The following is a 26,104-nucleotide window of genomic DNA, read 5'->3' as shown; positions in this document are numbered from 1 at the left end:
GACAGAAGATGTCCTCGCTGTAGTTCCAGCTACAAAATGCTCTATTAATTTTAATTGCTTTTCTTTAGTTAATTTACTGCGTTTCATACCTAAATTTTAACAAATTTAAGTTATCTAGGACAGCCCCTATAATTTTTATATGTATATACACTTGTTAATTATTAAAATTGCATATACTATATTTATGTATGAAAAATTACTTTACTAATTTTAAAATTTCATGATATTTATAAAATAAATTTAAGGAGGCATTTATGGCAGTTAAACTTTTCAGTAAAGAAGAATTGCAAAAATGCACTACAGAAGAAGAAGTAGAAGCATATTTTGATTCTTTGGGTATAGAAAAAAATGATTATGAAACAAAAATAGATGCTCTTACAAAAGCCTGTAATTCTAAAGCTATAAAGTATTTTGGCAATATATCATTAGAAAAAAAATATAATGATATATTAGTAATGTTTTTAGATGAAGAGGTTAGAATGTACAGGGGATTTTAACAAAAATGTCAAAATTGGGATTGAAAGACATAGCTTATATATGCGGATATACTAGTATTGCCAAACATCGTAAATTATTAGATGATTTAGAATCTAATGTTATGGATAACCTTATTCTTAAATATATAGAAAAATCTTTATTATCACATTGGAAAAGTGCTATTGAAAATATTATATTGCAAAATAGACAATCTGATTTTAGAGAACATTTGAAAAAAAAAGAAAAACAAGGTGATATAATAAATAATAGAGATTTTAGAATATTAAATATCGCTTTATATAAAATTTTTATAAAAGAAAAAGATATTAGCAGTTATGGTTTTTTATCTCCAGATGAAGAACCTTATGTAGATATAATCATTATAAATAAAAATATGACAATTCCTGAAAAAAGGTGTGTTGTAGCACATGAATTAGCTCATATTATAGTTGAAAGAATATTAAAAGAAAAAAATGTAGGTATAAATTGGGATATTGTAGATGAAGAGGAATTGATGGATGCTATAATGTGTTATATATTGTATGATAAATCAAATTTCTATAAAGATGATAAATTAAGAAGCTTTATAGTCAATGGAGTTTCAGAATTTAAGGAATTAAGAGAATCTATAATCGATAAATATGGTAGTTAATCATTTAATAAAATGATTTTGACAATTTGATTGAATGTAAGTATAATAAAAATATATGAAAAGATATGATATAATTGAAAATATAAAAAGTAAAATTATTACCATAGATAATATAAATAGAATTAATGACTGCTATATTCGTTATTTATTTTCAGATATTGGAAGCGAGAAAATAGTTTTAAATTTTATTAATTCAGTTATGAAAAATATGAATATGAAAACTTTTTATAAAGTTGAAATATTAAATCCTTTTAATTTAAGTAAGTATATAAATTCAAAAGAATCTGTAATGGATATAAAATGCATAACAGAAAATGGAGAAGCTGTAATAATAGAAATACAATTACAAGGAAACGAATCTTTTATAAAAAGAGTTTTGTATTATTGGGCTAGCAGTTATAGTGTAAGATTAAATAAGAATGATAAATACAATAAATTAACACCTGTCATAAGCATTAATATTTTAAATTTCAAATTAGTTAAAGATATAGATTATATTCATACTTGTTATGTTTTAAAAGAAATCAAATATAATAAAATTCTTACAGAAGATTGTCAGCTTCATTTTATAGAACTTCCAAAATTTCAATCAAATAATTATAATGATTTACAAGAAGAATTTTCATCTTGGTTAAAATTTTTTAAAGGAGAGGATATGTCTATATTATTAAAAGAAAATACCATATTTGAAGAAGTTAAAGAGAAATCAGAATCATTTATTCATAATGAACCATTAATAGATACTTATAGAAAAAAAGAAATTGATGAATATTTTCATCAAGAAATGATGAATATAGAATTAAATAAGGCAGAGGAAATAGGTATAAAAAAAGGAATAAAACAAGGTATAGAACAAGGAGAGAGAAATAAAGCAATATTAATAGCTGAAAAACTAAAAAAATCAGAGCTTGATAATAAATTTATAAGCGAAACTACAGGTTTAAGTTTAGAAGAAATAGAGAAGCTATAATTTTTAGTAAATATTAAATAATAAAAGGCTTGGTATTAATTTACTGAGCCTTTTTTATTTTTTATGAACTTATAATCACTTATATATTCTGCTATAGGTATAGAGACAATAAATTGTAATTAATTGTAAGAAAGCATTATTAAAATTATAAATGCATCTCTAATTATATGGCAGAAAAACAAATCTGATAATTTATTTATAATGAGGAGCTAATATGCTAAATAAAAAATATAAAATATTAGGAGGCAGTTTCAAACAGTATATACCGCTTTCAAAAAATACTTTTGCTGAAACTAAAACTAATAAAATCACAGAAAAAAATATTGATGAGCTTATAAAATCATTTGAAAAAAGCAGCATAGAAATATTTGTATATAAAGGGCATAAGGAAAATGAAGAAAGAAAGGCTATTGGAAAAGTTATAAGTTTAGAAAAAGATAATGAAGCTGTTGGACTTTATGCTGTTATAGAATGGTTTGATTGCAGCATAACAGAGAAAAAATCTTTTTATCCTTCTATTGAAATGGTTGGTAAAAAATCTTATGAAGATAATGATTTTATTTATTGGGAGAATTGCGAAATCAAGGCTGTTGCTGCGGTAGAATATCCTGCAAGCCGTAATGTAGATTTGCTTTGTGCAAGTGCAATTATAAGTAATGAAGAAAATATTAACGGAGAGTATATGCAGAAATTAAAAACAGTATTAGAAAAATTAATAAGCGAAGAACAAGAAATACAAAGAGAAGCTAGAGAAGAATTTTCTTATTTATTAAAAAATGATGAAGAGATACAAAATATAGTTATAGATATAGTAACAGAGAAATTAAAAGAAGAGAAATTAAAAGAAGATAAATCAAAAGAAAATAATACAACGGACAAACAAAATAAAGATTTAAATAATAATAAGGAATTAAATCTTTCCGCTATCACTTACGGAGATTGGTGCAATGAGTATGCTGAAAGTAAGAATGCTGTAAGATGTTCTTCAAAATCAGAAAGCTCTACATATACAAAGGCTAGAAAACTTTTTAAGGCAGGATTAAGCAAAGAAGAAATAATGTCAATAGTTAGAAATGATTTAGTGCCTATAGGAATAGGAGGAGGCGAAAAAATAAATTTATCAGCATTAAGCGAAGAAAATAACTATAGTGATATAGCAAAACTTTTTAAATGATAACTGTAAAATATAATTAAAAACGGAGTTTTATAAATGCCACAAGGTTCTATAATAAAAGCTAATATTCATAGCGATGAAGCTAATTTACCAAAAAGAGGTTTTCCTGCAGCAATAAAAAATGATAATGGAAAAGGTGTTTTTTCGCTTTATAGCGAAGGTTCAGCATTTATAGGCGTTGCTTTGGAAGATGCTGTTTCATATAAAGAATTCGGATTAAAAGCAAATACAATATCAGTTTGTTATGATGGAATAGTGAATGCAGTTGTATGCGAGAATGTTGTTTCAGGCGATATTGTAAAAGCTTCAGATAAGGGATTTAAAAAATCACTGGACGGACATGGTGTAGGTATTGTAATAAGAGGCGGAAGCTCTTATGCAGAAATACTTTTGAAAAACTATTAAACACATATTATTTACTTATCAAAATAATTTTATTAGTAATAAACTATTGATAAATAAAAACGCAGTAGATAAGCAAGCTAAATAATTAAATTAATTTATTAAGTCTATAGCAAAATCAGACATAAAAATAAAAGGAGTTTAAATAATGAGTATACCTAATTTACAAAATTTACAAAATAAACTTTTTCCAATAATAAATAAAGAAATGCCTAAATATATGGGACAAACTAATTTTGTAAGTAAATATATACCTGAAATTTTTGTAGGAGTTTCGCAGGGAGCTATAGGAGGAGATTTAGATAATACGGCATTTAATCTTAAAAATATGTACGGCGGTACTTCTTTGGGAGATTTAAATATTTTTAATGAATACCCTAAACATCAGGCTAGAGTTTTTAAGATGGAGCCTGAAGAATATTATATTGGAATAGATATTAACAGAATAGAAGAAATTAATGAGCTTTATGCCAGAGATGAAAAAAAAGCAGGTGAGGAAATTCTAAATTACATAGCACAAAAACTTATATCAAGATTAGGTCTTTTGAGAGAAAGAAATTTAGCAGCAAAAGTTACAGATGCAGAACTTTATGGCAGTACAAATACTGTTGATTTAACTGCCAAACCTATAAGCACTTGGACTGAAGCTGATATTGATAATTTCTTTTCCTCATTTATAGATTTAGCAAAATATTTGAATTATGCTGTAGGCGGAAATTTATTTAATGATAAAATGGAGCTTCAGGATAATGGACAGAAACTTTATATAATTATTCCAATAGATGTATATATAAAACTTCAAGGATTATTCAGACTATTTTCTAATTATATATCAATGATTGGAAATAATACTGATGGAAAATATAAAGCATTCAGACCTGATATATTTAATGCAGTAACAAGCGGAATTACTGTTGTGGGTACTGCATTCAGAGTTGCTGATGATTATGAAGTTGATCAGAAATATCAATTAGAAAATCTTACAGATATTTGGACAGGCTCATCAATTTATATGTTTACAACTTCATCTAATATTTTAGATATGGCTTCAATAAAAGAAGTAGTATATTTAAATCATGATATAAGAGAAGTTGATATACTCGGAAACAATTTATGGAGAACAAGAACAAAAAGATGCACAGTAGCTTCTAACCCTTACGGCTTTTGTAAAATAGATTTGAGTTTATCTTAAATTAAGTACATTAATAAATATAATTAAGAGGCAGTATGTTAAAGAAATCTTTATTATTTTTTTTAGAAAACAGTATTACAAATAAAGAAATTAAAGCTGATGATTATGTAGTTGCCAGAGTGGGATATTTCTTTAGAGATGTGCATGAGAGAAGATGCAAAGTAATAGTAGAAAGCGATTTAAATATATCTTTAAGCGATTCATATTTGATTATAAGCAAAGAAGAAGCAGAAGAGCTTATAAGAGAGAAAATGAAGCCTAATGATGTTATAAATTATCTTAAAGAAGAAAACAAAAAGTTAAAAGAGAAAATAAAAGAACTTGAGGCTTAAAAACCTCATACAATACTTTAATACATCAAGGCATTATATTTAAATTGTATTTAAAAAAGGAAATTAATATGCAGGAATATATATACGAGCCTGATATAGATTATTTTAAAAGTATATTTAAAATGTTTAATTATGATGATATTGATTTAAACTTTTTACAAGAGCAGCTTAAAAATTATACTATTCAGTTTAGAAGAATGATTCTAAATATGAATTATAATGAGCCTACAAAAGAAAACGGACTTCCCTATATATCTATAAAAAATTATATATGCTATGAAGCCGCAAGACTTTTAACTGTTAATTTTGTTTCAAACAGCGACTTAATAAATTTCATCCGCACAGAAAGTTTGCGTTTAAAAGAACTTGCTATAAAAGATTTATCAAAAATTGTAATTGATGAAAACAGTTATGACAGTGTTCGTTTGGAAGGCAGTATAAAAAAGCCTTAATTTATTTTATAAAAAAGAAAGTATATAAAAAGGTTAATATATGATACATTTTAAAAACAGCATTATATATGTTTTGGATAATTTTATGAACTTTATGGCTGATGAGTATATTGATTTTTCAGGGAGTAATGTTCAGGGAGATAATCAATTAAATAAACTTTTAGATGATAAATTAAAGATAGAATATTTCAGCTTGGGTGCTTTGAAATCTATGAGCAAATCATTTCTTTGGGCTTCTATATCTGACGGCGAGAGCAGGGCAAGTAATTCATATATTGGCGATACTGCTGGTTTTTCTGATGATATATGCTTAAAGGCACAAGTGTACAAGGAGCTTAAAGCAGGCGAATCTTTTTTAGCATACACTATGATACCGCTTGCATTAAATCAGGCTTCGCGTTATTGGATATCAAAACTTAATGATGAGGGAGAGCGTATAGCTTTATCTCCTATCATCAAATGGGAATCGCCTTCTTTTGACAGTGAAAATAATAAAAGACAGTTAAATGACTTTTCATCTATAAGGGGGGTGAGCTTTTCTCTTAATATTAATTTTAAGATTATGACAGGGAGTTATTTAAATGAAGTTCTTTACTAATTTAATCAATAATTCATTTAATAAAAAAGTTTATGATTATATAAAAAGCAGAGATAAACTTTATAAAATAAAAATTACTTCTTCTCCTAATAATGCTGAAATAATAATGAACGGAGAAGAAAAATATTTCGGTGCTTATAAAAAAGGAGATATTATAAATTATAAAGTAAGTCTTGAAAATTATAATACAAAAGAGGGAAGCATCACAGTTGATGACAGAGATATTTTGGAGAATATAGTTTTAGAAACTACTTGATTATTTATTTTATTTATTTAAATATTAGAATTTAAATATTTTTTATATAGTAATTTTTGGGCGGGCAAGCGGTAATATATTAAAAATTATAAATTTATATTATTTTAAAAATAGGAATATATATGAGCATTTTTGATTTGAAAGGTAATTTAATGAATGATGAGGACGGCTTAACTGTTGTAAGCGGTTCTAATTATAAAGTAAGAATAGCAAAAACAAAAAAGAGAGATGAAAAAACTGATTTTACTGATGATGATGTTAAAGGAAAATATTTAATATATCCGTCATCTATAGGGCTTACTCCTACTACAGAAACAATAAGCAAAGAATATGTAGGCTCTCCTTCTTCAGAAAGTTATGCAGGTGCTACTACTTATGCGGGAGATATTTCTTATGGAGCTTTTCCAAATACAAATGCATATTATGCAAGTTTAATATGGGCTAATGTTCATACAAAAGAAACATCAGGCAATTTACTTTGCATTAATTCCTTTAATAATTTTGCAATTAGATTCAATAAATCTTCAGAAGATGAAAGTATTAATATGCTTGAAATTATAATTGAAGATGACAATGGTTATTACAGTAATTTTATTGATATTTATGAAGGTATGAGGCAAAAAGATTTAATTAATTATTTAAAAAAAATAAAAAATCTAACAGCATTTTTAATAACAGGAAATGAAGAAGATGAAATTGATTTTAGCAATTTAATAAATGAATTAGAAGAATATAATAAAGAAAATAACAAAACTGAATACTTGCTTAGTTTTAAAAGAGTAGGATTAATAGAAAGCGGCATATTTGATGAAGATGCAAAAAAGCAGTATCCTAAATATCAAAGCATAATAAGTCCGAGATTTGGAGAACCTCAGTATTATAATATAGCTTTGTATGACAGCTCAAAAAATATGGACGGCAATCAATATATAGGCTGCGAAAGCAAATCTATTAATTTTAATTTTGCTAATAAATCTATGACAGAGATTAGCTCTTCATTATGGGCTTTGGAAGAAATATCAATTGATAAAAATTCAGTTTTGTATGAAGAGAATTCAGAAGAAAGAGATGTTGTAATGGCTCAGACTTCTAAATATCCTACAAAACTTTTTATTAATGGTACTGAAGCTACTTCTGTAAGCGATGCTGCTTTATCTTTTGAATGGACTAAAGAAGAAAAATTTAATATTTCAGCAAAAAGATACGGTTTTCCAAATTCTAAATTTACATTAAGTTTTTCAGGCAATGCAGTTTTTAATATTCAGTCTAAAGAACTTTTTTATGATAGGGTTTTAAATGGAAACAGACAGTCATTTATAATATCATCTAAAACAAGATTTAAAAATAAAGATTATCCTTTTATATTTATAAGCTGCGATGTTGGGGGAAGTCCGTCATTTCCTGCAATAGAGCCTAAAGAACTTTCAATATCTTTGAATAATTTTAAAGCTGTAGAACAGTCATCTGATATGAATAGTAATTATTTGATTGCATTTACAGACAGAGAGGATTTATTTTAACTATACTAAACTTTAATAAAATTATTAATATTGACTAAAAAAAAGTTTTATTTATACTTATTACCAATTAATTAAGCTAATAAAAGTATATTAAAGGTAATATTTCTAATGATTGATAAATTTAAACAAAGCATTAACTATAATGATATGCAGGAAATGAACCGATATCTTATTATTAAACTTTTAATGCAGTTAGGCGTATGCTCAAGAGTAGAATTGTCTAAATTATCAGGTTTAAAACAGGCAACTATTACCAATATTATTAATGATTTTATAAAAATAGGATTGGTTTCGGAAATAGGCTCTAAAAATGGAATCAAAGGCAGAAGATCTATAGCGATTTCTTTAAATAGCGATAAGTATAAATTTATAGGAGTGAGGCTTACCCGTAAATATATTTCTATAGGGCTGTTTGATATAATAGGAAAATGTTATTTTATAAAAAAATATAAATTTGATCTAAATGACGGTGTAAAAAATACATTATATATAATAGAAAATGCAGTTTATGACTTAATTAATCAATATAAAAATGATAATATAATAGCTATAGGCATTACTCTGCCAGGACCTTTTATCAGAACAACAGGTATTATCAGCGTTAATGAATTTCCAGGCTGGGAGAAAATTTTAGTTGAAGATTATTTTAAGAATATATTTAAAATCCCTGTATTTTTTGAGCATGATGCTAAAGCTGGGGTTATGGCATGCTGGCATTTGAATAAATACAGCAGCACTAATAAAACTTTTGCTTATATCATAGCAGGTCACGGAATAGGTGTAGGGCTTATAGTAGACGGTAAATTAATAAGGGGAGCAACAGGAACTTTCGGTGAAATAGGACATACCAGCATAGATTTTGACGGACCTTTATGCCAATGCGGTAATAGGGGATGCCTTGAAAATTATTGTTCTACTATATCGCTTTATAAAAGAATAAATAAGCGTTTATCTTCAGGATATAAGTCTGTTTTAGAATTAGATTTTGAATTTCAGGATATAGTATCAGCTTATAAAAATAAAGATATTTTAGTAGTTGAAGAAGTAAATAAGAGCATAGAATATTTTAGTATAGGAATAGTAAATTTAGTTAATTTCATCAATCCTGATATCATAGTTATAGGCGATGAAATGGTGCATTTCGGAGATGATTTTTTAAATATGCTTAAAGAAAATGTAAAATCTAAAGTAATATCTGATTTATATAATAATCTTGAAATAAGATTGGGAAGCGAAGATAATGATGAAGTTTTGATGGGTGCCAGCATTATAGCTATAGAAACTATTTTAAGAGAAGGATTGCTTTTAAAATAAAAATATATTTTTTATAATTTCTTAATAATTTCATAAAAAAATTGACTATCAGCTTTTTTTGAATATACTAATATATATTAATTAAATTAATTAATATAATTAATTTAATAATTATTTTAATTAATTATATAAGGAGCTAAAAATGAAAAAGCTAACAGTAATTTTTTTAATTTGTATTACAATCTTATTTGTTTTTGCATCTTGTAATAGAGGTTCTAAAGCAAAAAGCGGCAGAAAATTCGGATATACCGCTATGACAATGAATAACCCTTTCTTTTTGACAATATCCGAATCAATTAAATCAGAGTTAGAAAAAAATGGAGATACTTTAATAATATTAGACCCTCAGCTTGACCAAGCTAAGCAAATATCTCAAGTTGAAGATATGATAGCACAGGGTATAGAGCTGCTATTTTTAAACCCTGTAGATTGGCAGGGAGTTAAGCCTGCATTAGATGCGGCAAGAGATGCAGGAATACCTGTTGTAAACTTTGATGCCGATGTTTATGATACTGATTTGGTAGATGCAGTAGTTATATCAGACAATTATCAGGCTGGATATTTATGCGGAGAAGATTTAGCAAAAAGAATGCCTAATGGAGGAAAATTAGCTATTATAGAACATGCTGTAGCAAAATCAGTTTTGGACAGAATAAATGGATTTTATGACGGACTCGGTGCTGTAAGCAATAAATTTGAATTAGTATCAAGACAAGACGGATTAGGACAATTAGAAATAACATTGCCTATAGCAGAAAATATACTTCAAGCCAATCCTGATGTTCAGGTATTTTTTGCAGGAAATGATCCTATAGCTTTAGGCATAGTTGCTGCTTTAAAAGCTGCCAATAAAAAAGATTCATTAGTTTACGGAGTTGATGGTTCTCCTGAAATTAAAGCTTCTATAAAAAATGGAGAGGCAACAGCTACAGGAGCACAATCGCCAATCAATATAGGCAAAAAATCTGCTGAAACTGCATATAAAATATTAAATAATGAACCGTTTGAAAAAAACATAAGTGTTGAAACTGCATTAATTGATATAAATAATGTTGATCAATATGGTATAGAAGGCTGGCAGTAATTATTAAATTTATAAAATATATGCACTATGTTATTTAAGCATTATCTAATCAGTATTATTTAATCATAGATGCATATATTTTATGGAGTTTTTATATGGCTAGATTAAAGGCTTTAAATATTTGTAAAAAATTTTCAGGAGTAACTGCACTTGATAATGCTTCATTAGAAATTGAATCAGGAGAGGTATTAGCTCTTTTAGGTGAAAACGGAGCTGGAAAATCTACTATATCAAAAATAATTTCAGGTATTTATACTGCTGACAGCGGTGAAATATTTATAGATAATAATCAAGTTAATATATCTTCTATTTCAGATGCTGAAAAAAACGGCATCAGTATAATACATCAGGAGATAATGCTCATTTCCGAAATGAAAATATTTGAAAATATTTTTCTTGGAAGGGAAATAAAAAAAAGAAACGGCTTTACAGACGATAAAAAAATGATAGAACAAACAAATAAATTTCTTGAGAAATTTAATTTTGATATATCAGCCAATACTAAAGTAGCAAAATTGAGCATAGCACAGCAGCAGATTATAGAAATTATAAAAGCTGTTTCATTTAATAGTAATATAATTTTTATGGACGAGCCTACTAGTTCTTTGACTGATAAAGAAACTCAATATCTATTTAAAATTATAAATGATTTAAAAAATCAGAATGTAAGCATTATATATATTTCCCATAAATTAGAGGAGCTTTTTGCCATAGGAGATAGAATAACTGTAATGAGAGACGGAAGCACAGTTGGTACAGTTAAAACTTTAGAAACTAATAAAAATGAACTTATTTCTATGATGGTAGGAAGAACTTTAAATAATTATTATAAAAGAACATTTATAGAAAATAATAAATATAATAGTAAATATAATAATAAAGAAAAAATACTTGAAGTTAAAAATCTATATGGAAAGCCTTATTTAAAAAATATAAATTTTTCTTTATACAAAGGAGAAATATTAGGATTTGCAGGATTAGTTGGTGCTGGAAGAAGCGAACTTATGAAAATAATATTCGGTATAGATAAGAAAGAAAAAGGAGAAATATATATTGATGGAAATTTGGCTTCTATTGATAATGTATCTGATACTATAAAATATGGTATAGCTTTACTTCCAGAAAATAGAAAGGAAGAGGGGCTTGTATTAGAAAATAATGTCGGCTATAATATAACTTTATGCATACTTAATAAATTTATAAATTTTATAAAAGTTAATAATCTTAAAGAGAACTCTATAATCAAAAAATATATTGATAAGCTTTCAATAAAAACTAGCTCATCGAAACAAATGGTAAAGTTTTTAAGCGGCGGTAATCAGCAAAAGATAGTATTAGCTAAATGGCTTGCTACATCTCCTAAAGTTCTTATATTAGATGAGCCTACAAGAGGTATAGATGTAGGTTCAAAATCTGAAATATATGAAATAATGGATAAATTAGTTTTAAAAGGAGTTTCTATTATACTTATATCTTCAGAACTTCCTGAGGTTATAGGTATGTCTGATAGGATAGCAGTTATGCATAACGGATGTATAACAGGTATTCTTAATAGAGATGACTTTTCGCAAGAAAAAATTATGCATTTGGCAACTTCTTAAAATACAAGGTAATAATATGAATAAAAATAAATTTGCGAATATAATAAAACAAAAAATTATATTTCCAATATTTGAATTTGTAAAAACTAATTTCGGAATACTTTTAGGATTAATATTTATATGTATATTGATGATAATATTAACACCTAATTTTTTAAAAACTAATAATATTATAAATATATTAAGACAGGTAACTACAAATTTAAATCTAGCCTTAGGAATGACTATTATAATTATAATAAATGGTATAGACCTTTCTGTAGGATCAATAGTTGCATTATCAGGAACTGTGGCAGGAGAATTAATAGCATTTGCTAACTTTCCTTTACCATTAGCCATTATTACAGCTGTATTAATAGGTACATTATGCGGTTTATTTAATGGGATTGTAGTGGCTAAAACATCAATACCGCCTTTTATAGTAACTTTAGGTATGCTCAATATAGCAAGAGGAATTGCTTATGTATCTACAGGAGGACAGCCCGTTAGAGTTATGAATGATTCTTTTAATATTTTAGGGGCTGGATATATAGGTAAAATACCTTTGCAGGTTATTTATACTTTAATATTTGTTATAGCAATATCTATAATATTAAGAAAAACTAAATTAGGAAGACATATATATGCAGTAGGCGGTAATATAACGGCTGCTAAGTTTTCAGGTATAAATATAGTTTTTGTCACAATATTTGCATATACATTATCAGGATTTTTATCCGGTTTTTCAGGTGTAGTTTTAGCTTCAAGAATGTATTCAGGACAGCCTACAGCAGCTCAAGGTTTTGAACTTGATGCAATAGCTGCATGCGTACTTGGAGGAACTAGTATGAGAGGCGGAGTCGGTACTATAGGCGGAACAGTTATAGGTGCTTTGATAATAGGTGTTCTTAATAACGGACTTAATTTGCTTAATATAAATTCTTTTTGGCAGCTTATAGTTAAAGGCATTGTAATACTTCTTGCTGTTTATGTAGATTTAATGAAAAAGAGATAAAGTTATTATAGAATAATTGCAGTTGAACAATCAAATGACATTAACAGTAATTATTTGATTGCATTCACAGACAGAGATAATTTATTTTAATGTAATTTATTTTTTTTATTAATGAATTTGATATTTATCTTTTTCTAGTTCTGTCATATTTGATAGAAATGTGCTGTTTGAATATTCAAAATTGATTTTATTAGGTTTATTGAAATATTTTTATTGTAGCCTATATCAAAGATAGTGAAATAATTTTGTATATTTTGCGAAAAGAAAATACTGTTGAAAGAATATAATTTGAAGCAGTAAAAAAAAATTAATACAATAGTTTTTATTTTCATAATAATATTATAAGTATAATATTATTATGTCAATATAAAAGTTACACCCTAATTTGACACTTTAAATAATTTTTGATATACTATATATCATATCAAGTTTTAAGGAGATAAAAATGTCTAAATATGAAAATATAAAAGTTCTATCCGTTTCACATTTAGATTTTAAAGCCGTAGGTAAGCTTGTTTTAAAAAATACAGAATCTTGGAATATACCTCATTTGCATTTTATGGTAAATAAAGCTGATGACGGTATATTTGAAGCTGTTTGTTTGGAGCTTATGCTTTTTAACAGCGGAGAAGATATAAAATCATCTATAACAAATTTAGTTACAAATATTTTAGAATATTTTGATAATAATATAAATTCTGCTCAGGATTTAGATAAATATATAATTTGTGTAGATACTAATGCTATGGATAACTATTGGAGACATTATAGAAAAATAGATGGAGAATTGGCAAAATTTGGTAAAGATATAAACAATACTTTGGAAAAGCAAATAATAGAAGAAGTTAAAGAAAAGTATAAAAACACTTTTAATGATTTTCTAAAAAAATATGTAGATATACAAAATAAACTTAATCAAGTTAATGCAACAATAGAGCCTAAATATAAAATTGATGAAATAGACTTAAAAGAAGTGCAATAAAATAATTTGTTAAGGATTTATATAGTATGTCTTTATTTTATGATGCAGATAAAGTTATAAATTTTTTATCAGAACATAAATATATTGTTTATATAGATTGGAAAGATAATAATAAACAGAAATATAATGTTTCATTTGAAAGACCAAATGGACTTAAAGGTTTAACAGTATTTGAAATTACGGTAAACAATGGCGTACATTTGATAAGAGAACAAAATTTGAATATAGTATCTATTCGTTTATGTATTTCAGATAAGGATATGGATTATATAGAGAAATTTAGAAAATAATAAAATTATTCATAATCATAAGCCTTGTACTTTTGTATAAGGCTTTTTTATTTTAAAGTTTTGAAGTTATATTAAATTAAATTTTAAATAATTATACATAATTTTTTTTATAAATTCTAATAGAAAAATTAAGGAGTATATTAACGCTCCTTATATTTTTTGAACTTATGACAATTTAATTGTCATAAAACTATAGTGAAAAAAATTAAGGAGTATATTAAAACACTCCTTATATTTTTTGAACTTATGACAATGTAATTGTCATAAAACTATAGTGAAAAAAAATTAAGGAGTATATTAAAGGAGTATAAAAATGCAGAAAATTGAGTTTAAATGCGAAGATTTTTTTAACAGATATATTATAGAAGAAATCGTTTATAAAGATGACGGCAAAAATATAGTGCCTGTTAAAATATTCAGCCGTTCTACTTTAGGAAATAAATTTCAAAGCGATGATATTATAACTATCAATCGTCCAAGTTTTAATGAAAATCTTAAATATGTAAGAGAAAAAGAAAAGCAGATTATTGATGATGATATTTTTCAATGGCTTGATGTTAGGATTAATGATAATACTGCTTCAAATCTTCTTGATGAATGGAGTACAAAAGATATCAATGAATTTGCTCAGGTGATAAAAAGTTTTTTGCTGGAAAGAAGAATTATGTAAGTCCTGTTTTTTCTGCTGTAGAACAGACAGAAATTGATAATCTCGTAAATTATGCTTTTAAAAATAAGCAGGTTAAATATGATGATTTTTGCTATTTTAATGATTCACTTATAAGTTTGTATACAGCTTCTTTATTTTGGAATAAAATTATTTTAGAGGCTTGGTATCAGGTAATAAGCGGAAGATTTATTCATTGTATTTATGATGAAGATGATTATTTGAGGCTTGGACTTAATTATGCAGTATTCAAATTTAAAATTTTAATAAACAAATCAATTCATAATAATTAAAATAATTTATATTATAATTAATAATAATTTCTATAATAATTTTAAATATTAATAATAAAATATTAATGCATTAATTTTTTGGAGAAAACTATGATTTCAAGTACTAAAGGAACTATATTAAATTATTTTGGGCTTTCAAATACATATAACCCTTTTAGAGATGAAAGCTATTTACAAACAGCAGAAAATTTATATTTTGAAATACCTAATGAGCCTTTTGAAAATTCAAATTATACTGCAGTATCTACAGGGCTTTTAACCAATTCATTAGCTTTTCTAAATGATTGTATTTTTGCTGTTTATGATGAAGAAGGCACTGCTAAAATAGCAGATTTGACAAATGTTATAGGAGAACTTGGCAATGATAAATATATGCCTAAAGAAAATCAAATATTTTGGTTTAATAAAGACGGACTTAGAGGAACTTATTTTTTGAATAGTATTTATGCAGGTAAAAAATTAAAAATAGTAAGCGGACGCTATATAACTACTTCTATAACTTCAGGTGTATTAAATGATATATTTGAAAGAACTGTCGGAATACCTTCATATATAGAGGAGATTAATAATATGATTAAAGAGGTTCAGAATAATTCTACTTTTATAATAAAAGAAACAATAACAAAATCAGGAAAAGGCACTCAGCAATGGGATTTAAATTTGAGAGATGATTTAGAATATCTGCAAATGTCAGGATATGTAAGCGGTAATATATCAGCTTTATTATCTCTTTCATCTTTCGGACTTTATCAGAATATAAATGATAAAGCTCCTTTTATGGGCTGGTTTGGAAGCTCAGCGAGTTATAATTATTATGGAGGCGAGTTTGAAAAAAATAATATTAATTATCCAAAAGGAATTCCCCGCTTAATATGGTTTCCAATACTTAATTCTAAACCTATTTTAGGAATGAAAAATAATGGTCAAAATACTATAACTGCTATATTATATTTTATGGTAAGATATAAGAACAATTAATTTGCATTAAAAGCAAAACCAATACTTACTCCAAAATCTAAAGAGTTTACAAAATAACTTGGGAGTTTAGTTTCTAATGTAAAGTCTTTGCCTCCTGTATAACTCTGTATAATTTTTTCTATATCTTTAGTCATTACTAAATATTTAGGATTATAAACATTAAATCTTGTATATAATCCAAGCAGTAAAGACACTTTTTCAGAAAGAATTTGATTATATTCTATAGTAAATTTAACACTTAGCATTAATCTGTTAAAAGATTGATTTATATATTTACTCATTATAACTTCTGAAAGTATAGGTAAAGTAACTTTGCCATTAGGATGATTTGCTGTGCCAGTTTCAACAGCACCAGGATTATCACTGTAAATATAACTTTCAGGAGAGCTGTCAATTATAAATTTACCGCCTATTGAAAGCCCAAGCACTAATTTATCTTCTAACAAATGAACCTTTGTGCCTATTCCAAAATCTAAAACAGGAGCATAATTGATATTAACAAATATATTAGCCTTATCATCTTTGTTGTCTGAAAAAGTACCTCTAAAACCCTGCCCTAAATATCCTGTTCCTACTCCTAAATAGCCGAATAAACTCATTCCGCTGAATTTTCTATTATCCATATTAAACCATCTTTCAGAACCAAACAGATAGCCTAATTCTAATTCTCCATTTAAAGAATATCCTACAGCTCCTTTAAAATACTCTATGCCCATTTTATTTAAATCTTCTTGTTTTATAGAGGGTATTGTAGCTGAACCATTAAAATTAAACTTCAATGCCCATACAAAACCATTTGTAAATGAATAAAGATTATGCATACTAATAAAAATTATTGAAAATAAAATTAATATTTTTTTCATTATTTAAGCCTATTAATTAAACTTTAATAGACATTATAAAATATTTGTAGATTTGCTCAACCTTTTATAGTGTACTTTTTTTTATTTTTTACTATAAAAGTCATAATAAATATTGCTTTTGATTAAAAATATATAAATAATCATCTGCTGCCTTTTTTTGATAAAATATTTAAATAAAATTAAAGGAAAATAATAAAATGCTAAATAATAATAATATACAAGCTCCTTTTCAATACAAAATCTCAGAAAATACATTTGAATTATTGGAAAGAAGCGGAGAATTAGAACTTAATACTAATAATGTACAGGTAAAAGTTTTTCAAGGGCAAAGGCTTTTTTGTGCAGATATAGGATATGCTGTTGATGGGGCATTAGAAAATACGGAGTTTTTAATTGATGATATAAAAGTATATCCTCATCTTTTAGAAGAATTAGAAGATTTGCAAAGCGTAGAAGTCAAAGACAATGAAATATATTTAATACAAAATGATATTAATTTTAAGAGTATAATTTTCTTTCCCTCAAGCGATTTAAATAAAAATTTTAAATATAAAATAAATACTTACAGCAGTACTTTTTGTGCATTTATGCTTGATGAAATTGCTGATAAATTAAATAATCTTGATAATAATTACCCTATAAAAAATTATTATAAAGATACTGATTATAAAATAAATGATATTATAAAATACAAAGGCTATCTATACAGAGTTTTTAGAGATTTTACAAGCGATGATACAGATTATTATTTAAAAACTAATTGCAGTTTAATAACGCCTTTTAGAAAATTAGAATTAAATACACTCTATAAATCTAATGAATTGGTAGAATATAATAATAATTTTTTCATAGTACAGAAAGATTTTAACTATGATAATATAGCAAATATAAATGATATATTAAAGCCTTTACAGGATATAGTAGAATGGAATAATGATATAAAAAATGTATATAAAAATCAAATAATATTAAAAGATAATTTCTGCTATTTGGTATTAAGAACTTCAGAAAATTATACTTTTGATGAATTACTTCAATTTAAAAAGATAGATTATTTAAATAAAGCCTCTAATACTTTTTATGATGATAGTAATTCAAGTTTTGGAAGCAGTACAAATACAGTTCAAAAAGCAATAGAAAAATTAAAGTATAATAAGCAGGATAGTCTAATATCAGGAAATAATATTAATTTAAATGGCAATACTATAAGTGTATGCGGAGGAACTAATAAAGAATATGCAGAAGACACTTCATATTTTATAAATGATTTAATAATCAGAAATGAAAATATATATAAAGTAGATGAGGATTTCACTGCTTCTAATTGGAATGAAGACAGAAGTAAATTAACTTTAATAAGCTTGGGAGGCGGAGGATTTGCCGAAGCTATAGATGTTTCATTCGATAATAGCAAAACTAATTTAGAATATATTTCAGGCTATAATTTCCCAAAGTTCAAAGCACAGATTCCAAATAATATTAATTTAGTGTTATCTAATATAATAACAAATGAAGAATATACAGCAAATATAACAAAACAAGAAGACGGAAGCTATATATTAAATACCTCTATAACTAATTTTTATCTGTCTGCATCACAAAAAGCTATAGTATTAGAAATAAAAAATATTGAAGGAGAAACAAATTCATTATTTATATTTAATACGATAAATATGTTTTGGCATGTTGTTTCTTCTGATGAATGGATTAATAATAATGGAGATGTAGTTATAGAAAATGTTAGCGAGCCTACCCAATTTGAATTTATAGGTTCAGCGTTAGCAATATCAAAAACAGATTTAAGTGATTTTGAACAAGGTATATATAATATTACATTAACTATAAAAAACAGACATTATCAGCCTATAGATACTTATTTTTTAGGAGTAGGAGACAATGAAAGGTTTACATTTTATTATATGTCATATTTAAATCTCCAAAACAATAATGGTTCAGTCAAATTAGCAGGTAATATAAAAATCAAAAATTCTTTTAAAACTGTTCGATATTATAGTTTTTTAAAACCTTATTTAGAAAATTATTTTAATTTAAGTACAAATAATACATTTATCAATACTACTCAAATCACATCAAATACAGGAAAAGCAGTAAAATATTATTTTAAGCAAAATGCTGACTATGAGAATGCTGCAGATTTAGTCATAGCATATCAGGACGGCAGTACAATAAGGATAGGTGATATATTCACATTAAATCTCATACCAGATAAAAACAGAGAAGTAAATCCTCTTTTATATCCTGTTTCTAATGTACAGCAATTAGGAGAGGCATTAAATGAAAAAGCAGACAATATTTCTGACAGATTAAATATCATAGCAGATGAACAAGAACATTTTACAGGAAGATATTTTGTTAACTCTGACGGCGGAAGAAAGCCTATTTATTATATGGCAGGAGAGCCTAATGCTAAAAACTATACTATACCTAATATTAAAGGTGAGGACATAGAACAATTTATCCATTCTGATATAAATTTTAAACGAAATATAAAAGATTTTGATGCATCAGGGATCCCTATATATGCGGCATATCTAACAGACATAGGTCTTACATATCATGGACATTATATAAGAAGGATCCCAGCAAAAAACACAGTAGCTATCTATTCTAAAACTACAGCAAATGAAGGTCCAACTGGCATAGTTGTTTATGATAATTTTATAACATCTTATTATTTTGAATATATAAGAACTTCTGACAGCTGGGAATATTAATTTTAAGCAATATAAAAAGAGGTAATATATGAATTTAGTTAATAATAAAAAAGAATATGTTTTAGTAGATGAAAATAATATCATTATAGAAATGATAAAAATTGATGATAAAGAAAGAATTAAATCTTTATCCATATATAAAGAGGGCTATCAAATATTAGATAAAAAAGATTATATGTTTAAAGGACTTAATTTAAACCGTGTAGCTGAGAATAAAGTTCTTTCAAATAAAGAAGCTATAAAAAAAGGCTTAATCAAATTAAAAGAAAATGAAGTATTAATTAATGACAGTATTCAGCTTATTGAAGCCTCACAAAAGATAGCTAATGATGAAATAGTAGAAAAAGATAAAAGTCAGGAAAGATTTTTAAACGGGTGGATAAGGAGGGCGAAAGCGGTTTAATGGATTGGACTGTATTTGTAATTTGCTTTACATCTGTAATTGTATTACTTTTTATTTATTTAATAGTTAAGGAAAATAAAAACAGACAAAATGAATATAAAGAGCATACTGACGGTATGATGTTAGATTTCTTTAATACTTATTTTGAAAATCATATTAATGATATGACAGAAGAAGAAAAAGAGTTATTTAGTAAAATTAAAGATGAGAAACTCAAAATTAAAGAAAAATATAAAAAAGTAAATGAATAATGCCTATATATATATAGGAGGCTTAAAATGTTAAAAATACTCATTCAAAGAGAAAAAGAATATAAAAATATCAAAAAAAATAAAGACAGTAAAGCTGAAAACTCTACAGTAGGTACTCTGACAATATTTGATGAGAAAGGAGAGAGTATATTTAAATGCTTTACTTTAGAAAACGGCGGAGAAAGTACATCTCAAAGCGGTTTAGACAGAAGAATATTAGCTGATGAGTATTATTTAAGATGGACTTCTTCAAGAACAAATAGTGCTTTAACTAAACATTATTCTTATTGGAATAAAAACAGACATCTAAAAAAAATAACAGATGGAACAAAAGGAAATAATATAGCCGTATGGGTTATGTCTGAAGAAATAAAAAATCATAACAAGAGAAGAATATTAATACATATTGGAAACTATCCGCAGGATACTGAGGGCTGTATTTTATGCGGATACACTAATAAAAATAACGGCAAAATAGAAAATAGCACCAAATGTATTAATGATTTATTTTTAATATTTGATAAATACGGCATAGAGAATTTTAAATTAATTATTAATGAATGCGAAGAGGCATAGGAGTAAATAATGGCTGTTAATCAAAGAATATATTCTTTTAATGAAAATAAAGATTTAAATAAAATGAAGCAAAAAAGAGGAAATGAAATTATGAATAATGAAGAACATGATTTATTAATCACAACAGCACAAAAAATAGGCATTAACAAAGACGGTATTAGAACAGGCAACGGACTTATAACTGAAGTTTCAGAACTAAAAGATAAAGTTAATAAAAATAATATAAATATAAAAATATTAAATGATAAATCTGATAGTATTAAAAGCGATGCAGATGTAATGAAAGCAGATATAAAAGAGATAAGGGATTTATTAAAACAAGGCGGACAGAATACTTCTAAAACTCCGTTTTATATGGATAAAGTAAGAATAACAGTTATAATAGCGGTGATTTTGGAAGGCTTGGCTTTAATAGTTAATTTTTTTAAGGATATGTAAATATGACATTTGCCCTAATACCTACTATGATATTTTTGCTTGTACCTGTATTCTTTTTATTATTTTTGATTGCTGTATTATTAGATGATGAGGATGATTAAAATATGAGTTTTGTAGACAAACATCATGCTAATAAAAAATTAAGTATTTGGACTTCAATAATAACTTTTTTAATCGGTTCTGTATGGACTGTAAGGCTTATTATAATTGATAAAATACCTTCCAAAGAAGAGGCTATAGCGATTATAATTTTACTGCTAGGGCTTAATAGTGTGAGTATAGGAAGCGACTTGAGAGGATTTATACAATTAATAGTTAATAAAGATGATAAAAAAGATTATAAAGATAATACAAAGGAAAATACAAATAATGACAATTGATAAATGTATTAATTTTTTAGACAGCAAATTAAAAAATAATCAAAACCTTGAAGAAGTAAAATATTATAATCAAATAAAAGAATACTTGCAGACTATGAAAGAGTTTACGCCTATATATACTGATGATAAGGGCTTTGAGGAAATGATTAAAGAGGCTAATAAAAAAGAGGGTTTATGTCAATAGCAATTACTTTTATATTAAACTTAATTAAAAATAAATTATTTGAGTTTGTGAAGTCTAAATATTTTTTAGTGTTTATACTTTTATCTGTAATAGCAATAATTATTATTTCTATCAGCTTACAATTAAAAAGCAAATATAAAAAAATTAAAGAGCTGAAATATGAAATAAAAACTCTAAAAGAAACTAATGCATTACTTATAAAAGATAATATCTTTAAGCAGAGGCAATTATATATATTAGAAGTTTTTACAAATAGTGATAATTATATAAAAAAAATAGATGATAGAAAATTAGACAAAAGCAGTATAGATGCAGTAAATGCTGTCATTAATGACTATTATAAAACTTTACAATTGAAATAATATAGGAATAATCAAAATATGAAATATTTAATTTTATTATTATATGCTGTATTTATAATGGGCTGCTCTTCAGTCAAATATATAACTATGCCTTTATCAAAACCGCCTGAAATTTATAAGCCTAGTATAGTAAATACAGAAAAAGAACTTATAAAAGAATATAAAAAATCTGTTATAAAAATAGCAGAATGGCAGAATTGGTATAATATTCAAGTAAATACTAATTATTTTTAGTTTATACCAGTAATAATTTTTTTAATATAAGTAAAAATTATAATTGAAATATTTAATAATTATTATAATATAGTATTCATTTATAAATATAATTAAGGACTGATTTGATGAAGAGAATAATTGTAACAGGCGGAGCTGGTTTTTTGGGTTCTCATTTATGCGAAAGATTATTAAATGAAGGAAATTATGTAATATCTATTGATAATTTTTTTACAGGAAGCAAAGAAAATATTAAGCATTTATTTGATAATAAAAATTTTGAAAGTATAAGATATGATATCACAGAGCCTATACATATAGAATGCGATGAGATTTATAATTTTGCATGTCCTGCTTCTCCTATACATTATCAGAGAAATCCTATTCATACTTTTAAAACAAGCGTTTTAGGGATACTTAATATGCTTAATTTAGCAAGAGAATGTAAAGCAAGAATACTGCAGGCTTCAACAAGCGAAGTTTACGGAGATCCTTTAGAACATCCTCAAAAAGAAAGCTACTGGGGGCATGTTAACCCTAATGGTATAAGGAGCTGCTATGATGAGGGCAAAAGAGGTGCTGAAACTTTAATGATGGATTATTATAGAGAATATAATACAGATATAAAAATTATAAGAATATTCAATACTTACGGACCTAGAATGAATGAAAATGACGGAAGAGTTGTTTCAAATTTCATTATACAGGCAATTAAAAATATGCCTATAACAGTTTACGGAGACGGAAGTCAGACTAGAAGTTTCTGCTACTGTGATGATTTGATTGACGGAGCTGTAAAAATGATGAATAACGACAATTTTATAGGACCTGTTAATTTAGGAAATACTTATGAAATGACTGTTTTAGAATTTGCAAAAAAAATTATAGATATGACAAACTCAAAATCTCAGATCATATTTAAGAATCTGCCTAAAGATGATCCTATAAAAAGACAGCCTGATATAACTTTAGCTAAAGAAAAACTTAATTGGAATCCTAATTATAAATTAGAAGAAGGTTTGAAAAAAACTATAGAATATTTTAATAATTATATAAATAAAATTTAAAGTATTAGTTATAAATTTGATTTTTTTTTCTTTCATGCTAAAATATAAAGTAAACATAACATTTATAGGATTTTTATAGTATGAAAGAACTGCCAAATTTAATTACATTAATAAACTCTATAAAAAGTGAAATCTGCTACTCTTATATAAATAGAATAGTTGCTATAGATAAGCAATATAAAGAAATGGAAGATATAGAGGGGCAAAAAATAATAGATGTTCTAAGATACGGCGGATATATGCATTTTCAATTTTCACAAGATGCTATGCTTGTAGATTTAGGACCTAACGGCTCTTTTGTATTAACTGAAGATGATACATATCAAAATAGTATTTTGAAATTAGAAACGGATCATGGCAATTTTTTTGTAGTTGAAGACGGAAAAAATAATGATGAAATAACTAAAATTATACCTATATGGAAAGATTCTACAACAATGCCTAAGATAGGCTATGACCCTCTCACCAAACAGTTTAATTATAATTTATTCTGCCAATTGCTTGCTGATAATGATACTACAGTAGAAAAATTAATAAAGAACCCTTTAATATTAAGCGGTATAGGAAATGTATACGGAGATATGATATTAAAGAAAGCATCTATTACTAAAAAAACAAAAACATCGGATATAAATAAAACAAAAGCAAGAGAAATATTTGACGCTATTAAGCAGGTTTTAAGAGAAGCTTCAGGAAATACTGAAGAAGAAGATTCTGAATCTCCTGAAGAATAATAACAAAGTAATAATAAAATGATAATTATAATAAAAAAACAATAAATCCGATTATAAAACCAAATCTATTGTTTTTTATTTAGTATTTATCAATTATAAAAGTTTATATATTAATTAATAAAATAATTCAGGTTCAGCCCTTCTTTGGAATTCTTCTTCAAGATCATGCTGATGATATAAAAATCCATCATCATCATAATATCTGCAATGTTCAGGACATTTCTTAATACAAGCACCGCATTTTATACATTTTCCTACATATTTAGTAATATCATCAAAATCAATAGAAGCTAAAGGACATACATTAGCACAAGTTTTGCAGTTAGTACATTTTGAAGTATCCACTTTAGGCTTTACTTTTAATATATCTATAGCATGTTCATTTTTATCTTTAGGCATATAATAAGGACGAATAGGATCATTTCCTCTTACTTTAATAGGCTCATCAGGTATACTGCCCATATTTTTTATTTTTTCTGCTACTTTATCTGCAAATTCATAAGCAATAGCCATATCCTTATCATCAGGTCTTCCTGCTCCAAGCACATAAGAAAAAGCATGCTCCCCTATAAATCCAGCTCCTGCTATAGTATAAAAACCATTCTCCTGCATAGTATTTCTAAGTTCTATTAAAGAATCATCAAAATTTCTATTTCCGTACAAAACTATAGGTACTGCCATAGCTCCATTAGCTTTAATATTATTCTTATAATAAGGAAGCATTACATTCGGTATTCTTCCTGCATAAGTAGGAGTTCCGCATATTACCAAATCATTTTCTTTAAACTCTAATATTCCTTCTCTTTTTTTTGGTAATGAAAAGTTATATTTTTCAAAAGGCACTTCTAATTTTTTTGCTATGCTCTCTCCTATAAAAGAAACTATTTTTTGCGTTGTACCTGTGGCGCTATAATAAATTGAATAAACTTTATTAACTTTCATAATTATACTCCATTAAAAGCTATATAAAAACCATACATTTAAACTACTATATAAATTTATTTTGATATGTCAAGTATTTCATCATTATTTTTATATTTAAATTGTTCTATACATTTTATTTCATTAGAACCTGTTTTAATAATTATACTCTGCAATTAATAAAATAAATAATAGTAAGAAACTTTTTAAAATTATTTTTCATTATTTTATACTTTTTTATTCAGCATATATTCCTCCTATAAATATGATTAATTAATTTACATAATAAAATGCTATAATTTATTAAGTAATTAAAGTATTTTATTGAGTGAATTTTATTTATAAAAATATAAATCTGAATTTATTATAAAAAATCAAATAAAATATAGTTTATCTATTGACATTTTTTTATTTTATTATATGATATTTAAATCAGTTTTAGCGGGGCCAGTAGCTCAGTCGGTTAGAGCGGATGACTCATAATCATTAGGTCCGGGGTTCAAGTCCCTGCTGGCCCAATACCCATAAAAATTATACTTATATAGTATAATTTTTTTTATTATCTCCTTTAATTTAAGGCTGGCTGTTAATGGGAAATATTAAAAGGCACTTATATGTATCTTTAATATGGACATTAATCTTATATCTAAACTTACAGGTTTGAGTATTAAAGAAATAGAAAAGTTATAAGTAAATAGTTTTTTATATAAAAAATAAAAACTATAATAAAAAACTTGTGAGTGCCTGAC

Annotated in this window: 33 protein-coding genes and 1 tRNA gene; 32 read left to right on the top strand and 2 right to left on the bottom strand. The window is 26.0% G+C overall.

What is annotated here, in order from left to right; translation table 11 throughout:
* Positions 1-254: 254 nt before the first annotated feature.
* From QZ288_RS06100 to QZ288_RS06005, 20 genes are all read left to right on the top strand, one after another.
* Positions 255-497 carry a hypothetical protein gene (locus QZ288_RS06100; RefSeq protein WP_295156421.1) on the top strand — a complete coding sequence of 81 codons (243 nt, stop codon included), beginning with the start codon at positions 255-257 and terminating at the stop codon, positions 495-497.
* A gap of 5 nt (positions 498-502) precedes the next feature.
* Complete coding sequence (locus QZ288_RS06095) at positions 503-1,129, top strand: ImmA/IrrE family metallo-endopeptidase (protein WP_295156418.1); 627 nt, start codon at positions 503-505, stop codon at positions 1,127-1,129.
* A 55-nt stretch (positions 1,130-1,184) separates the two neighbouring features.
* Entirely contained in the window at positions 1,185-2,099 is a 915-nt protein-coding gene (locus QZ288_RS06090; protein ID WP_295156415.1) for an Rpn family recombination-promoting nuclease/putative transposase, read from the top strand.
* Between the two features lie 214 nt (positions 2,100-2,313).
* Positions 2,314-3,273, top strand: coding sequence for a phage capsid protein (locus QZ288_RS06085; RefSeq protein WP_295156412.1), 960 nt, complete (start codon positions 2,314-2,316; stop codon positions 3,271-3,273).
* A gap of 36 nt (positions 3,274-3,309) precedes the next feature.
* A complete protein-coding gene (locus tag QZ288_RS06080) occupies positions 3,310-3,678 on the top strand; it encodes a phage capsid protein (protein ID WP_295156410.1) in 369 nt (122 codons plus the stop codon).
* A gap of 145 nt (positions 3,679-3,823) precedes the next feature.
* The gene (locus QZ288_RS06075) at positions 3,824-4,867 is read left to right on the top strand and encodes a phage capsid protein (RefSeq protein ID WP_295156408.1); all 1,044 of its coding nucleotides are present in this window, start codon (positions 3,824-3,826) and stop codon (positions 4,865-4,867) included.
* Between the two features lie 35 nt (positions 4,868-4,902).
* Complete coding sequence (locus QZ288_RS06070) at positions 4,903-5,199, top strand: hypothetical protein (protein ID WP_295156406.1); 297 nt, start codon at positions 4,903-4,905, stop codon at positions 5,197-5,199.
* Positions 5,200-5,267: 68 nt separating this feature from the next.
* Positions 5,268-5,651, top strand: a complete 384-nt coding sequence (locus QZ288_RS06065) for a hypothetical protein (protein ID WP_295156403.1) — start codon at positions 5,268-5,270, stop codon at positions 5,649-5,651.
* 40 nt (positions 5,652-5,691) lie between these two features.
* Complete coding sequence (locus tag QZ288_RS06060) at positions 5,692-6,249, top strand: phage capsid protein (RefSeq protein ID WP_295156400.1); 558 nt, start codon at positions 5,692-5,694, stop codon at positions 6,247-6,249.
* The gene (locus QZ288_RS06055; RefSeq protein ID WP_295156398.1) at positions 6,233-6,505 is read left to right on the top strand and encodes a hypothetical protein; all 273 of its coding nucleotides are present in this window, start codon (positions 6,233-6,235) and stop codon (positions 6,503-6,505) included. The genes QZ288_RS06060 and QZ288_RS06055 overlap by 17 nt, the downstream gene beginning before the upstream one ends.
* A gap of 122 nt (positions 6,506-6,627) precedes the next feature.
* Positions 6,628-8,025 (top strand): phage tail protein, encoded by a 1,398-nt coding sequence (locus tag QZ288_RS06050; RefSeq protein ID WP_295156395.1) that lies wholly within the window; start codon positions 6,628-6,630, stop codon positions 8,023-8,025.
* Positions 8,026-8,133: 108 nt separating this feature from the next.
* A complete protein-coding gene (locus QZ288_RS06045) occupies positions 8,134-9,339 on the top strand; it encodes an ROK family transcriptional regulator (protein WP_295156392.1) in 1,206 nt (401 codons plus the stop codon).
* A gap of 142 nt (positions 9,340-9,481) precedes the next feature.
* Positions 9,482-10,423, top strand: a complete 942-nt coding sequence (locus tag QZ288_RS06040; RefSeq protein ID WP_295156390.1) for a sugar ABC transporter substrate-binding protein — start codon at positions 9,482-9,484, stop codon at positions 10,421-10,423.
* A 95-nt stretch (positions 10,424-10,518) separates the two neighbouring features.
* Positions 10,519-12,024: a sugar ABC transporter ATP-binding protein gene (locus QZ288_RS06035; RefSeq protein WP_295156387.1), complete on the top strand. Its 1,506-nt coding sequence runs from the start codon at positions 10,519-10,521 to the stop codon at positions 12,022-12,024.
* A gap of 16 nt (positions 12,025-12,040) precedes the next feature.
* A complete protein-coding gene (locus QZ288_RS06030; protein WP_295156384.1) occupies positions 12,041-13,018 on the top strand; it encodes an ABC transporter permease in 978 nt (325 codons plus the stop codon).
* A 445-nt stretch (positions 13,019-13,463) separates the two neighbouring features.
* The gene (locus QZ288_RS06025) at positions 13,464-14,000 is read left to right on the top strand and encodes a hypothetical protein (RefSeq protein ID WP_295156381.1); all 537 of its coding nucleotides are present in this window, start codon (positions 13,464-13,466) and stop codon (positions 13,998-14,000) included.
* 26 nt (positions 14,001-14,026) lie between these two features.
* Positions 14,027-14,290 (top strand): hypothetical protein, encoded by a 264-nt coding sequence (locus QZ288_RS06020; protein WP_295156378.1) that lies wholly within the window; start codon positions 14,027-14,029, stop codon positions 14,288-14,290.
* A 313-nt stretch (positions 14,291-14,603) separates the two neighbouring features.
* On the top strand, positions 14,604-14,960 hold the full coding sequence (locus tag QZ288_RS06015; RefSeq protein WP_295156376.1) for a hypothetical protein: 357 nt from the start codon (positions 14,604-14,606) through the stop codon (positions 14,958-14,960).
* A gap of 116 nt (positions 14,961-15,076) precedes the next feature.
* The gene (locus QZ288_RS06010) at positions 15,077-15,250 is read left to right on the top strand and encodes a hypothetical protein (protein WP_295156374.1); all 174 of its coding nucleotides are present in this window, start codon (positions 15,077-15,079) and stop codon (positions 15,248-15,250) included.
* A 90-nt stretch (positions 15,251-15,340) separates the two neighbouring features.
* The gene (locus QZ288_RS06005; RefSeq protein ID WP_295156372.1) at positions 15,341-16,228 is read left to right on the top strand and encodes a phage tail protein; all 888 of its coding nucleotides are present in this window, start codon (positions 15,341-15,343) and stop codon (positions 16,226-16,228) included.
* Here the strand turns inward: QZ288_RS06005 and QZ288_RS06000 are convergent.
* Positions 16,225-17,091 (bottom strand): hypothetical protein, encoded by an 867-nt coding sequence (locus tag QZ288_RS06000; RefSeq protein ID WP_295156370.1) that lies wholly within the window; start codon positions 17,089-17,091, stop codon positions 16,225-16,227. The two genes, QZ288_RS06005 and QZ288_RS06000, sit on opposite strands and share 4 nt — an antisense overlap.
* Before the next feature lie 197 nt (positions 17,092-17,288).
* Here QZ288_RS06000 and QZ288_RS05995 point away from each other — a divergent pair, with 197 nt between their 5' ends.
* The 11 genes from QZ288_RS05995 to QZ288_RS05945 all read left to right on the top strand — a co-directional run bounded on the left by QZ288_RS05995 (position 17,289) and on the right by QZ288_RS05945 (position 24,434).
* Positions 17,289-19,826: a phage tail protein gene (locus QZ288_RS05995; RefSeq protein WP_295156367.1), complete on the top strand. Its 2,538-nt coding sequence runs from the start codon at positions 17,289-17,291 to the stop codon at positions 19,824-19,826.
* A gap of 28 nt (positions 19,827-19,854) precedes the next feature.
* On the top strand, positions 19,855-20,229 hold the full coding sequence (locus QZ288_RS05990; RefSeq protein WP_295156364.1) for a hypothetical protein: 375 nt from the start codon (positions 19,855-19,857) through the stop codon (positions 20,227-20,229).
* Positions 20,202-20,480: a hypothetical protein gene (locus tag QZ288_RS05985; protein ID WP_295156361.1), complete on the top strand. Its 279-nt coding sequence runs from the start codon at positions 20,202-20,204 to the stop codon at positions 20,478-20,480. The genes QZ288_RS05990 and QZ288_RS05985 overlap by 28 nt, the downstream gene beginning before the upstream one ends.
* Before the next feature lie 27 nt (positions 20,481-20,507).
* Positions 20,508-21,056: a DUF5675 family protein gene (locus tag QZ288_RS05980; protein ID WP_295156358.1), complete on the top strand. Its 549-nt coding sequence runs from the start codon at positions 20,508-20,510 to the stop codon at positions 21,054-21,056.
* Positions 21,057-21,065: 9 nt separating this feature from the next.
* Positions 21,066-21,494, top strand: coding sequence for a hypothetical protein (locus QZ288_RS05975; RefSeq protein ID WP_295156355.1), 429 nt, complete (start codon positions 21,066-21,068; stop codon positions 21,492-21,494).
* A gap of 104 nt (positions 21,495-21,598) precedes the next feature.
* Entirely contained in the window at positions 21,599-21,874 is a 276-nt protein-coding gene (locus QZ288_RS05970; RefSeq protein ID WP_295156352.1) for an endonuclease, read from the top strand.
* Positions 21,864-22,058, top strand: a complete 195-nt coding sequence (locus tag QZ288_RS05965) for a hypothetical protein (RefSeq protein ID WP_295156349.1) — start codon at positions 21,864-21,866, stop codon at positions 22,056-22,058. Before QZ288_RS05970 ends, QZ288_RS05965 begins: the two co-directional genes overlap by 11 nt.
* On the top strand, positions 22,049-22,420 hold the full coding sequence (locus QZ288_RS05960) for a hypothetical protein (protein WP_295156348.1): 372 nt from the start codon (positions 22,049-22,051) through the stop codon (positions 22,418-22,420). The genes QZ288_RS05965 and QZ288_RS05960 overlap by 10 nt, the downstream gene beginning before the upstream one ends.
* Before the next feature lie 18 nt (positions 22,421-22,438).
* Positions 22,439-22,654, top strand: coding sequence for a hypothetical protein (locus QZ288_RS05955; protein ID WP_295156346.1), 216 nt, complete (start codon positions 22,439-22,441; stop codon positions 22,652-22,654).
* A 107-nt stretch (positions 22,655-22,761) separates the two neighbouring features.
* Complete coding sequence (locus QZ288_RS05950; protein WP_295156344.1) at positions 22,762-23,700, top strand: UDP-glucuronic acid decarboxylase family protein; 939 nt, start codon at positions 22,762-22,764, stop codon at positions 23,698-23,700.
* Positions 23,701-23,780: 80 nt separating this feature from the next.
* On the top strand, positions 23,781-24,434 hold the full coding sequence (locus QZ288_RS05945) for a DNA-formamidopyrimidine glycosylase family protein (protein ID WP_295156341.1): 654 nt from the start codon (positions 23,781-23,783) through the stop codon (positions 24,432-24,434).
* A 114-nt stretch (positions 24,435-24,548) separates the two neighbouring features.
* Here the strand turns inward: QZ288_RS05945 and QZ288_RS05940 are convergent, their stop codons facing one another.
* Positions 24,549-25,376: an EFR1 family ferrodoxin gene (locus QZ288_RS05940; RefSeq protein ID WP_295156338.1), complete on the bottom strand. Its 828-nt coding sequence runs from the start codon at positions 25,374-25,376 to the stop codon at positions 24,549-24,551.
* A 423-nt stretch (positions 25,377-25,799) separates the two neighbouring features.
* Here QZ288_RS05940 and QZ288_RS05935 point away from each other — a divergent pair.
* Positions 25,800-25,873 (top strand) — tRNA-Ile (locus tag QZ288_RS05935).
* Positions 25,874-26,104: the final 231 nt, after the last annotated feature.

This window comes from uncultured Brachyspira sp. (genome assembly GCF_910578695.1).
Lineage (GTDB): Bacteria > Spirochaetota > Brachyspiria > Brachyspirales > Brachyspiraceae > Brachyspira.
This window is presented reverse-complemented; position numbering and strand designations above follow the sequence as displayed.